Consider the following 10,874-nt stretch of genomic DNA (forward strand, 5'->3'; position numbering starts at 1 on the left):
GTGCCTGGAGCCGTCGTGAGCGGCACCACCCGCCGGGTCGTGGGGGAGGTGCGCGGCATCGTCAGCCACACCGGGACCCTCCTCGGCGCCCGCGACCTGGCCGGCGCGTCGGCGGCGCTGACCTTCTACGCCGCGATCGCCGTGGTGCCGTGGCTGCTGCTCGCCACCTGGACCACGACCTGGGGCGGCGACCCCGACGCCGCCGAGCGTCGGCTGCTGTCCCTGCGGGTGCTGGTGCCGCCCGACATGGGCGCCCGACCGGCGTACGACGCCCTGGTTACCGCCGGAGCCCACCTCGGCGTCGTCGGCGCCCTCGTCACCCTGCTGCCGGCGACCTTCTACGGCGAGGGCATCCGGCGGGCCTGCCTGGCGCTGCGTCCGGAGTCGGAGAGCTGGACCGGGTGGCGCGCGAGGCTGGCGATCGCGCCGGCCCTGCTGGCGCTGGCGCCGCTGACCTGGGCGGCCCTCGCGGTCGCCGACCGGCTGGTGCCCCTCTCGCCGGAGGGCGGGGGCGACGGCCTCGTCGACCGGTTGGTGCGCATCGTCAGCGGGTTCACCGTGATGTGGCTGGTGCTCAGCGTGCTGCTGACCTGGGTGCTGCACGCGGTCGCCCCGGGGCGGCCGCGGTGGTGGGTGGCCGCGGCGGGCGGGCTGGCGACGGGGTCGTTCCTGGCGGGGTTCCTGCACGGGTTCCAGCTGTTCCTGGCCATCCCGGTCGACGTCGGCGTCCCGTTCGGCGGGATCGGCGTGGTCGGTGGCGTGGTCGCGGCAGGGCTGTGGCTCTACGTGCTGCACGTGGTGCTGCTGGGCGGCTGGGCCGTCACGCAGTCGATGGAGGAGAGGGTGGCCTCGTGACCGGCGCCGACGTCGTGCCGGGCCCGGTGGAGCTCCGGCTGTGGCGCGTCGACCGCGTCGCCCCCGCGCTGCTGCGGATGGCGACGGGTCGCGCGGGTCTGCGGCGTACGCCGGGACTGCGGTTCGCCAAGCTGCTCGGCACCGGCTCGGGCCGCACGTTCACCCCGCGCGACGCCGACCCGCACCACTGGGCGCTGCTCACCGCGTGGGACGACGAGCCCACCGCGGAGCGGTTCGCCCGGGGCCGGCTGGTCCGATCGTGGGACGACGCCGCGCCCGAGCGGCTCCTGGTGCGGATGACGACGCTCGGCTCCCGCGGCCGCTGGTCGGGGGCCGAGCCGTTCGCCCCGGACCCCACGGTGCGGGCGTGGGACGGACCGGTCGCGGCGATCACCCGCGCCCGGCTGCGTCCCACCCGCGCGCTGTCCTTCTGGCGCGCGGTGCCGCCCGTCGTCCACGACCTCACCGCCGCCCCCGGCCTGCGGCTGGCCGTCGGCGTGGGCGAGGCGCCGGTCGGGCTGCAGGGCACGTTCTCGCTGTGGGGGTCGAGCCGCCACCTCAGCGACTTCGCCTACCGCAGCCCGGCCCACCAGGCCGCCGTCGCCCACACCGAGCCGGCCCGGTGGTACGCCGAGGAGCTCTTCGCCCGGTTCGCCGTGCACGACGTCAGCGGCACCTACCGCGGGAGCACCCCATGACCGGCGCGACCACGACCACCGGCGCCGGCGCGGGGGCGGCGGTGCGCTCGACCCGTCCCGCCGCCGTCCTGGCCGCCGGTGCGGTGCTCGTGCAGATGGTCTTCCCGTTCGTGGGCAGCGACTCGCTGCCGCTGACCACCGCCAGCGTCGTGCTGCTGGCCTCCGCCGCGGTCGTCCACGCGGCGCTGAGCCGGGGTGCGGCCGCCGCGGTGGCCCTGGTCGTCGTCGCGGGCGGCGGCGGGCTGGTGGCCGAGGCGGTCGGCGTGCGCACCGGGTTCCCGTTCGGCGACTACGCCTACAGCGGCACGCTGGGGCCGCAACCGCTCGGCGTACCCCTGCTGGTGCCGCTGGCCTGGGTGATGATGGCGTGGCCGGCGGTTGTCGTTGCGCACCGGCTCGTCGGCGGTCGCGGGTTGGTCGTGCGGGTGCTCGTCGGGGCCGCCGCACTCAGCGCCTGGGACGTCTTCCTCGACCCGCAGATGGTCGACGCCGGCCACTGGGCCTGGGCGCACCCCGACCCGGGCCTGCCGGGGGTCGACGGCATCCCTCTCACCAACTTCGCCGGCTGGCTGCTGGTCTCGGCCCTGGTCTGCCTCGCGCTCGACCGGTGGGCCGCCGCACCCGGGCCCGACGGCGTCCCCGTCGCGGTCTACCTGTGGACCTACGGCTCGTCGGTGCTCGCGCACGCGGCGTTCTTCGGGCGACCGACGGTCGCGCTGGTGGGCGGGCTGCTGATGGGCCTGGTGGCCGTGCCGCTGGCGGTCGCGACGTGGCGCGGGCGCGCCGGGTGAGCCCGACGCGCTGGCTGGTCGCCGCCGGGACCGGGCTGTCGGTGGCCTCGCTCGGGCTGACCCTCGACAACCTCCGTCGCATCCGCACCCCGCCCGCGGCGTCCACGGCCGACACCGACCTGGGCCGGGTCGCCGTCCTGCTGCCGGTGCGCGACGAGGTGGCCCACGTCGGTCCGTGCGTCGAGGCACTGGTGGCCGCCGCCGGGTCGGCGCGGGTCGTCGTCCTCGACGACGGGTCGACCGACGGCACCGCCGAGGTGCTGGCGCCGTATGCCGCCGCGGGGACGGTCGAGGTCGTCACCGGTGTGCCGACGCCCGCCGGCTGGCTCGGCAAGCCCTGGGCCTGCCACCAGCTCGCCCAGCACGTGCCCGACGCCGACGTGCTCGTGTTCGTCGATGCCGACGTCCGGCTGCGCGACGACGCCGTCGCCGCCACGATGGCGCTGTTGCGCGAGGCCCGGCTCGACCTGGTCTGCCCCTACCCGCGCCAGGAGGCCCACGGACCGGCCGAGCGGCTCGTCCAGCCGCTGCTGCAGTGGTCGTGGCTCAGCACCCTGCCGCTCGGCCTCGCCGAGCGGTCGCCGCGGCCGTCGCTGGGCGCGGCCAACGGCCAGCTGCTCGCCGTCGACGCCGCCACCTACCGCCGCGCCGGCGGCCACGGCGCCGTCCGCGCCGAGGTCCTCGAGGACATCGCGCTGCTGCGGGCGGTCAAGGCCGCCGGCGGTCGCGGCGTGGTCGCCGACGGCAGCCGGATCGCCACCTGCCGGATGTACGACGGGTGGCCCGAGCTGCGAGCCGGCTACGGCAAGTCGCTGTGGGCGGCGTTCGGCAGCCCGGCCGGCGCGGCCGGCGTGCTGGCGCTGCTCGGCCTGGCGCACGTCGTCCCGGCCGCCGCCGCCCTGCGCGGCTCGCGCGTCGGCCTCCTCGGGTACGCCGCCTCGGTGGCGGCGCGGGCGGCCGCGGCGCGACGTACGGGAGGGCGGGTGCACCCCGACGTGTGGGCCCACCCGGTCTCGGTGCTGGTGCTCGCCGGCCTCACCGCCGACTCGTTCGCGGGCCGCCGCCGGGGCCGGCTGCGGTGGAAGGGCCGGGCCGTCGAGGTCGCGCCGTGAGCACGGTCGTCGTCATCGGAGCCGGCGTCGGCGGGCTCGCCGCGGCCGCGCGGCTCGCGGCGCTCGGGCACCGGGTGACCGTCGTCGAGCAGGCCGACGAGGTCGGCGGCAAGCTCGGCACCTGGTCGCACGAGGGCTTCCGCTTCGACACCGGGCCGTCGCTGCTGACCATGCCGCACCTGCTCGAGGAGACCTTCGCGGCCACCGGCGCCCCGCTCGCCGACGTGCTGGCGCTGGAGCGGCTCGACGTCGCCTGCCGCTACCGCTTCCCCGACGGGGTCGTGCTCGACCTGCCCGGCGACCTCGCGGAGGTGCCGGCCGCGCTCGACGCCGCTCTCGGCCCCGGCCGCGGCGCGCAGTGGTCGGAGTTCCTGCGTCGCGCGGAGCGGATCTGGGACGTCACCCACGAGCCGTTCCTCGAGTCGCCGGTGCGGGCCCGCGACCTGGCCCGGCTCTCCGGACGCCTCGACCACGTCGGCGTGGTCGCCCCGTGGCGCAGCCTGCGCGGGCTGGGGGCGGCGTACCTGCGCGACCCCCGGCTGCGGATGCTCCTCGACCGCTACGCCACCTACACCGGCTCCGACCCGCGCCGTGCGCCCGCGGCCCTGGCGACGGTGCCGTGGGTCGAGCAGACGTGGGGCTCGTGGCACGTGCCCGGCGGGCTGCACCGGATCGCCGAGGCGCTGCGCGACCGTGCGGTCGCGCTCGGGGTCGAGCTGCGCCTCGGGACCGAGGTCGACGAGGTCGTCGTCCGCGGCGGGCGGGCGGCCGGCGTACGGCTCGTCGACGGGACCACGCTCGCCGCCGACGTCGTGGTCGCCAACGCCGACGCCGCCCAGGTCTACGAGCGGCTGGTCCGCGCGGCCCCGGCCCGCGGCGCGGCCGCCCGGCTGCGTCGTACGACGCCGTCGCTGTCGGGGTTCGTGCTGCTGCTCTCGGTGGACGCCCCGGCCGGCGGCGAGCGGTCGCCGCACCACCAGGTGCTCTTCGCCGAGGACTACGACGACGAGTTCGACGCGGTCTTCGGGCGGAACGGACCCGCCCGGCCGGTGCCGCGCCCGACCGTCTACGTCAGCGCCCCGCACGACCCGGCCCTCGCCCCGCCCGACGGCGAGGGGTGGTTCGTGCTGGTCAACGCCCCGCGCCACGACCCCGGGACCGGCACCGACTGGGACGAGCCCGGCCTCGCGGCGTCGTACGCCGACCAGGTGCTCGCCGTGCTGGCCGACCGCGGCCTCGACGTGCGCGACCGGGTGCGGCACCGCGAGGTCCGCACGCCCGCCGACCTGGCCCGCGCCACGCTCACCCCCGGCGGGTCGATCTACGGGACGTCGTCCAACGGCCCGCTCGCGGCATTCCTCCGCCCCGCCAACCGCTCCCCGGTGCCGGGGCTCTTCCTCGTCGGCGGGTCGTCCCACCCCGGCGGCGGCCTCCCCCTCGTCCTGCTCTCCGCCCGGATCGTGGCCGGCCTCGTCGGCCCCGGCTCGACCGCACGGGCGGGCACCTAGCCGGGTAGTGGTCTCGAGACGGGCCTGGCGGCCCTCCTCGACCAGCGTCGGTCACCGACGGTGACCACCGGTGGTTGAGGAGGTTGCGCTAGCAACCGTCTCGAAACCACCTGAGGATGCGCACCTCGCGGTGCTCGACCGGCGTCAGCGCAGAGCGCGGTGGAGGGCCCGGAGCAGCTGGGCCAGGGCGACCAGGGCGAGGGCGAGGCCGACGGCCGTGGCGGTGATGGCGAGGACGTCGCCGTCGACGTCGGGCAGGACGTCGAGGCCGAGGCGCCGGGCGGCCCACTCGGCGGCGCAGGACAGGCAGGCGAGGGTGGTCACGATGACCCGGGTCGGGCGCTCGGAGACCGTGACGGCGCCGGGTCCGTCGAGGCCGGTGGTCTGGGCGGCGGCCCGTGCGGCCTCGTGGACGAGCGTCACGGCGCCCAGCAGCGCGCCGAGCCACAGCGGGGCGCCGAGCGCCACCAGGGCCGCGACCAGCAGCAGGTCGCCGATCCGATCGGCGGTGGCGTCGACGACCCGGCCCCAGGACGACGCGGTGCCGCGTCGCGAGGCGACGGCACCGTCGACGCCGTCGAGCAGCCCGGCCGCCACGGCGAGCACCGCGGCCAGGAGCGGCCACCCGGCGCCCGCGGCGGCGAGCAGCGGCACAGCCGCGGTGACCAGCACCCCGCCGAGGCTGACCAGGTCGGGCGAGACCCCGCGCGCGGCGAGGGGCGCGGCCATCCGGTCGGTGAGCCGCACCCAGCCCGAGACCCACACCGAGCCGCGGGGGTCGAGGCCGTCGTGGCGCCGCGACCATGCGGCGTACGCGTCGTCGGACGCGGGTCCGGGCTCGGTCACGGCGTGAGCGCCGGCGCGGCCACCGGCTCGACCGAGGGTCCGGTCGAGCGGTCGCCCCGCAGGCGCTTGAGCACCAGCTCGGCGCTGATCAGGCACATCGGCAGGCCGACACCCGGGACCGTGCTGTAGCCCGCGTAGTGCAGGCCCTCGACCTTCTTGGAGGTGTTGCCGGCGCGGAAGAACGCGCTCTGGCGCAGGACGTGGGCGGGACCGAGCGCGCCGCCCTGCCAGGAGTTGAGGTCGCTGGCGAAGTCGGCGGGCCCGATCGTGCGCCGCAGCACCACCCGCTCGGCCAGGTCGGGGACGCCGGCCCATTCCGAGACCATGGCCACAGCGCGGTCGGCCACCTCGTCGACCACGGCCTGGGTCATCGACGGGTCGGCGGGGACCGGCACCAGGACGAACAGGTTCTCGTGGCCGTCGGGCGCGACCGTGCTGTCGCTGGCGGAGGGGCGGCAGACGTAGATCGAGGCCGGGTCGGGGACGCGGGTCGGCGTACCGAAGATCGCGTCGAAGTTGGTCTGCCAGTCGGCGGTGAAGAACAGCGAGTGGTGGGCGAGCTCGGGCAGCGCCCCGCGCACCCCGAGGTTGACCAGCACGGCCCCGGGACCGGAGACGGCCTTGTCCCACCACGACTCGGGGAAGGTCTGCAGGTCGCGGGGCAGCAGCTCGGTCTCGAGGTGGTGCAGGTCGGCGGCGCCGACCACGACGTCGGCGGGAAGGGTGTGCTCGCCGGTGGCGTCGGCGTACCGCACGCCGCGGACGGTGGCGCGCTTGCCGCGCCGCCCGGTCCGGGGGGCGACGTCGATGCCGGTGACGGTGCACCCGGTGCGCAGCCGGGCGCCGTGGCGCTGCGCCTGGTCGGCGATCGCCTCGACGAGGCGGGTGAACCCGCCGGCCGGGTAGCGGACGCCGTCGGCCAGGTCGAGCCGGCTCATCAGGTGGTACATCGCGGGTGCGCGGTCGGGGGAGGAGCCCAGGAACACCGCGGGGTAGCCGAGCACCTGACGCAGCCGCGGGTCGGCGAACCGCCGGGCGACGTAGGACTCGAGCGAGCGGGTCAGCAGACCGGCGAGCCGGGGTGCGTTGCGCACCAGCGGCCAGCCCGTGTAGGCGCCGACGGAGTCGAAGCTGGTGTAGAGGAACCGCTCGAGCGCCAGGTCGTAGACCTCGCGCGCGTTGTCGAGGTAGTCGCCGAGAGCGGCGCCGGCGCCGGGCTCGATGCTCTCGAAGAGCGCCCGGTTGTCGGACTCCTCGACCGCGACGTCGATGCTCGGGTGCTCCTCGAAGAAGACCCGGTAGCCGGGGTCGAGCGTCTCGAGGTGCAGCTGGGCCTCGGTGCTGGTGCCGAGCATCGCGAAGAAGTGGTCGAAGACCTCGGGCATCAGCCACCAGGAGGGGCCGGTGTCGAAGCGGAAGCCGTCGCTCTCCCACGACCCGGCGCGGCCGCCGAGCTCGTCGCGTTGCTCGAGCAGGTCGACGTCGTGCCCGTCGGCGGCGAGGAGGGCGGCGGTCGCCAGACCGGCGACCCCGCCGCCGATCACGACCACCCGGCTCATCGTGGGAGTCCGCCCCGCAGGACGACGGCCGCGACGAGCCGCGCCTTGACCGGCTGCGGCACCCGCACCCGCTGGTGGCGCAGCACCGCGGCCGGGGTGGCCCGCAGCCGGACCGAGAGCTCGGCGAAGAGGTCGTGCGCCGCGCAGACGGCCACCCGGCTCGAGCGCGGCAGGTGCGGCACCACGCGGGCGGCGGCGGCGAGGTCGGCGTCGATGTCGTCGAGCAGCACGTCGCGCTGGGCGTCGGTGAGGCTGACGGGGTCGATGCCGGGGAAGTAGCTGCGGCCCAGGCTGTCGTGGTCGTCGCCGAGGTCGCGCAGGAAGTTGACCTTCTGGAACGCCGCGCCGAGCCGGCGCGCGCCGGACGACAGGTCGTCGTACTGCTGGGCGGCGTGGGGCTCACCGGCCAGGAACGCCCGCAGGCACATCAGCCCGACGACCTCCGAGGAGCCGTAGACGTAGGCATCGAAGCTGCCGGCGTCGTGCACCTGGCGCTCGAGGTCGGTGTGCATGGAGGTGAAGAAGGGCTCGACGAGGCCTGGCTCGATCCGGCAGGCGCGAGCGGTGCGGGCGAACGCGTGGACCACCAGGTTGCTGCTGTGGCCGGTGCTCATCGCGACGAGCGTCTCGGTGCGCAGGGTCTGCAGGGCCGTTGCCTGCTGGGACCGCGAGCCCCCGGGGCGCGGCGCGTCGACGATCTCGTCGGCCACCCGTACCAGCGCGTAGACGTTGCGCACGTGGTGGCGCACCGACGGGCCGAGCAGCTTCGAGGCCAGACCGAACGAGGAGGAGTAGGCGTCGATGACCAGCGCAGCACTCGCGTCGGCGACGCGGTCGTAGTCGTCGCTCGCCGACCGCACGGTCGGTGGCACCAGCATCTGCTCTCCTCGATCGGCGGGAAGTCCCATGGTTACCCGGTGGGCGGGTAGGAGCGCTCACCCCAGGGGAGAGGCACCGACCCCTGGGTCCGGCGCCGGTCGGCGCCTTCACCCGCAGGGTCGACGTAGTTCGGAGCCGACCCGGCCTACGGTCGTGTGATGTACGACGCAAACTGCCCCCACTGCGAAGGACGGCTGCTCCCCGTCCTTCACCGTGCGTCGTCGGCCCCGGAGCGAGGACCGCTCTCGGCCGACCCGCCGGTCCGTCTCGAGTGCCCCACCTGCGGCGTGCCCTGGGCCGCCCTCAGCTCGCCGGGCGGTGGCTAGCCGGCGGCCACCCTTCTGGGCGGGACCCGCCGTGGCGGTGGGGTACCGGGCCGCATGAGCGAGACCTCGGACCCGACCACACCCCAGCCCGGCGACCGCACCGCCACCACCACCGCCACGGGGGACCGGCCGTTGGCCCTCGTCACCGGCGCCTCGAGCGGGATCGGCTACCACGTCGGGCTGGAGCTCGCCGGGCGCGGCTTCGACCTGGTCGTGTGCGCCGAGGACACGGAGATCCTCGCCGCCGCCGACGCGATGCGTGCCGCCGGGGCGACCGTCGAGGCCGTGCGTCGCGACCTCCGCGACCCGGACGCCGTCGCCGACCTGCACGCCCGCGCGACGTCGTCCGGTCGGGCCCTGACGGTCGCCGTCCTCAACGCCGGCGTCGGTCAGGGTGGCGCGTTCGTCGACACCGATCTCGCCGACCAGCAGGCCGTCATCGACCTCAACGTGACCTCGACGGTGCGCCTCGCCCACCTGGTGCTGCGCGACATGGTCGCCGCCGACCACGGCCGGGTGCTCCTCACCTCCTCGGTGGCCTCGGAGATGCCCGGGTCGTTCCACTCGGTCTACAACGCCTCCAAGTCGTTCGTGCAGTCGTTCACCGAGGCGCTGCAGGACGAGCTCGAGGGCACCGCTGTCACCGTGACCGCGCTGATGCCGGGGCCCACCGACACCGAGTTCTTCGCCCGCGCCGACATGCTCGCCACCAAGATCGGCACGTCGAAGAAGGACGACCCCGCCGTCGTCGCCCGGCAGGGCGTCGACGCCCTCCTCGCCGGCGACCTCCGGGTCACCGGCGGCGGCCTGGTGACGCGCGTCCAGGACCTCGCCAGCCGGGTCACCCCCGACCGGGTCAAGGCTGCACTGCACCGACGGGTGGCGGAGCCGGGGTCGGGGGGCTGAGGGTCTCGGTCGCGAGTTGGGCTGGGTCGGGCGGGGGGTCGGGGGTCGCGCGGGTGGGCCCGGACCTCGCGGGCAGAACTGGCGGGGTTCGGGGGTGAAGTTTCGGCCTCGGGGTGCGGGTTTCCCCGGGCGGTCTCTAGGTCCCAGTGCAACACCTTGATCTGGGGGTGTTGAGGGTGCCGCATGGTGTGGCTGTTGGGGGCGTGGTCCGCGAGGCGTTCTGGGGGTTGCTCAGGGCGGGTGTTCATCCCGATGCCGCGGCGTTGGAGGTGGGTGTGTCGGTGTGGGCTGGGCGTAAGTGGCTGGCTGATGGTGGCGGGGTGATTCCTCCACCTTCACGGGCCGGGCAGCCCGGGCGCCGCTATCACCGTCTGAGCGCGGAGCAGCGCGAGACGATCGGATTGATGTCGGCTGCTGGCCGCGGGGACGCCGAGATCGCGGTGGCCGTGGGCTGTGACCGGTCCACGGTGTGGCGTGAGCGGCGCCGCAACGCCAACGCCGGCGGGGACTATCGTCCCTCCACGGCACAGCGCAAGGCTGAGGCCCGGGCGTCGACCACGCACCGCACGACCTCAAAGCTAGCCACGCCGGGGCCGTTACGTGACTACGTCATCGCCGGGCTGCAGGCGTTGTGGTCACCACAAGAGGTCGCGGCAAGGATCAAGATGGACCACCCCGAAGACCCCGCGATGAGGGTTTGTGCCGAGACGATCTACCAGTCGCTGTTCGTCCAGGCCCGCGGCGGCCTCAAACGCGAGCTGACCGTCCACCTGCGCACCCAACGCCAGCGCCGCACGCCCCGGGCCAGGTCCAGCCACGACGAACGGCGCGGGAAGCTGGTCGAGACGATCCCCATCAGCCAACGCCCCGCCGAGGCCATCGACCGAGCCGTCCCGGGCCACTGGGAGGGCGACCTCATCGTGGGTCGCGACAACGGCTCGGCCATCGGGACCCTGGTCGAGCGCGCCAGCCGCTACGTGCTGCTGATCCACCTGCCCGGACGCCGGACCGCCCAGGCGTTCTACGACGCGATCGTGCCGACCATCAACACCCTGCCCACCGAGCTGAAGCGATCCCTGACCTGGGACAACGGCAAAGAGATGGCCATGCACCGCCAGATCACCCTGGCCACCGACATGGCCGTCTACTTCGCCGACCCCCACTCACCGTGGCAACGCGGCTCGAACGAGAACACCAACGGCCTGCTGCGTCAGTACTTCCCCAAAGGAATCAGCCTGCGCCAGTTCGACCCCGACCACCTCGCCACCGTCGCCCGCCAACTCAACGGCAGACCCCGCCAGACCCTGGACTGGCGAACCCCAGCCGAGACCCTCAATGACATGCTCGGCCGACCGTTCGAACCACCGGTGTTGCGTTAGGACCTAGAGACCGCC

The 10,874-nt window shown here is 75.2% G+C and carries 10 protein-coding genes; 7 read left to right on the top strand and 3 right to left on the bottom strand.

The features are described from left to right. The 5 genes from AC4MBH_RS18195 to AC4MBH_RS18215 are packed head-to-tail and all read left to right on the top strand — an operon-like array spanning position 1 to position 4,964. Complete coding sequence (locus AC4MBH_RS18195) at positions 1-855, top strand: YhjD/YihY/BrkB family envelope integrity protein (RefSeq protein WP_491796667.1); 855 nt, start codon at positions 1-3, stop codon at positions 853-855. Then, a complete protein-coding gene (locus tag AC4MBH_RS18200) occupies positions 852-1,553 on the top strand; it encodes a hypothetical protein (protein WP_491796669.1) in 702 nt (233 codons plus the stop codon). The genes AC4MBH_RS18195 and AC4MBH_RS18200 overlap by 4 nt, the downstream gene beginning before the upstream one ends. Beyond that, positions 1,550-2,344 (top strand): carotenoid biosynthesis protein, encoded by a 795-nt coding sequence (locus AC4MBH_RS18205; RefSeq protein WP_491796671.1) that lies wholly within the window; start codon positions 1,550-1,552, stop codon positions 2,342-2,344. The genes AC4MBH_RS18200 and AC4MBH_RS18205 overlap by 4 nt, the downstream gene beginning before the upstream one ends. After that, the gene (locus tag AC4MBH_RS18210; RefSeq protein ID WP_491796673.1) at positions 2,341-3,456 is read left to right on the top strand and encodes a glycosyltransferase family 2 protein; all 1,116 of its coding nucleotides are present in this window, start codon (positions 2,341-2,343) and stop codon (positions 3,454-3,456) included. Before AC4MBH_RS18205 ends, AC4MBH_RS18210 begins: the two co-directional genes overlap by 4 nt. Then, positions 3,453-4,964: a phytoene desaturase family protein gene (locus AC4MBH_RS18215; RefSeq protein ID WP_491796675.1), complete on the top strand. Its 1,512-nt coding sequence runs from the start codon at positions 3,453-3,455 to the stop codon at positions 4,962-4,964. Before AC4MBH_RS18210 ends, AC4MBH_RS18215 begins: the two co-directional genes overlap by 4 nt. Before the next feature lie 144 nt (positions 4,965-5,108). Here AC4MBH_RS18215 and AC4MBH_RS18220 read toward each other — a convergent pair whose 3' ends face one another. Genes AC4MBH_RS18220 through AC4MBH_RS18230 form a run of 3 tightly spaced genes read right to left on the bottom strand, consistent with a single transcriptional unit; the run spans position 5,109 to position 8,247 of the window. Then, positions 5,109-5,810 (bottom strand): CDP-alcohol phosphatidyltransferase family protein, encoded by a 702-nt coding sequence (locus tag AC4MBH_RS18220; RefSeq protein ID WP_491796677.1) that lies wholly within the window; start codon positions 5,808-5,810, stop codon positions 5,109-5,111. Continuing rightward, positions 5,807-7,369, bottom strand: coding sequence for a phytoene desaturase family protein (gene crtI / locus AC4MBH_RS18225; protein WP_491796679.1), 1,563 nt, complete (start codon positions 7,367-7,369; stop codon positions 5,807-5,809). The genes AC4MBH_RS18220 and crtI overlap by 4 nt, the downstream gene beginning before the upstream one ends. Further along, the gene (locus AC4MBH_RS18230; protein WP_491796680.1) at positions 7,366-8,247 is read right to left on the bottom strand and encodes a phytoene/squalene synthase family protein; all 882 of its coding nucleotides are present in this window, start codon (positions 8,245-8,247) and stop codon (positions 7,366-7,368) included. Before AC4MBH_RS18230 ends, crtI begins: the two co-directional genes overlap by 4 nt. A 381-nt stretch (positions 8,248-8,628) precedes the next feature. On the opposite strand from AC4MBH_RS18230, the gene AC4MBH_RS18235 reads away from it, so the two are divergent. Both AC4MBH_RS18235 and AC4MBH_RS18240 read left to right on the top strand, forming a co-directional pair. Beyond that, a complete protein-coding gene (locus AC4MBH_RS18235) occupies positions 8,629-9,480 on the top strand; it encodes an SDR family NAD(P)-dependent oxidoreductase (protein WP_491796682.1) in 852 nt (283 codons plus the stop codon). A gap of 176 nt (positions 9,481-9,656) precedes the next feature. Continuing rightward, positions 9,657-10,859, top strand: a complete 1,203-nt coding sequence (locus AC4MBH_RS18240) for an IS30 family transposase (RefSeq protein ID WP_491793048.1) — start codon at positions 9,657-9,659, stop codon at positions 10,857-10,859. The last annotated feature ends 15 nt before the right edge of the window (positions 10,860-10,874 follow it).

The sequence above is a fragment of the Nocardioides sp. WJ219 genome (assembly GCF_058559815.1).

Excerpts from the sequence above, each read along its gene's own strand:
- AC4MBH_RS18205 (WP_491796671.1), top strand. The coding sequence starts at position 1,550 with ATGACCGGCGCGACCACGACCACCGGCGCCGGCGCGGGGGCGGCGGTG.
- crtI (WP_491796679.1), bottom strand. The coding sequence starts at position 7,369 with ATGAGCCGGGTGGTCGTGATCGGCGGCGGGGTCGCCGGTCTGGCGACC.
- AC4MBH_RS18230 (WP_491796680.1), bottom strand. The coding sequence starts at position 8,247 with ATGCTGGTGCCACCGACCGTGCGGTCGGCGAGCGACGACTACGACCGC.
- AC4MBH_RS18235 (WP_491796682.1), top strand. The coding sequence starts at position 8,629 with ATGAGCGAGACCTCGGACCCGACCACACCCCAGCCCGGCGACCGCACC.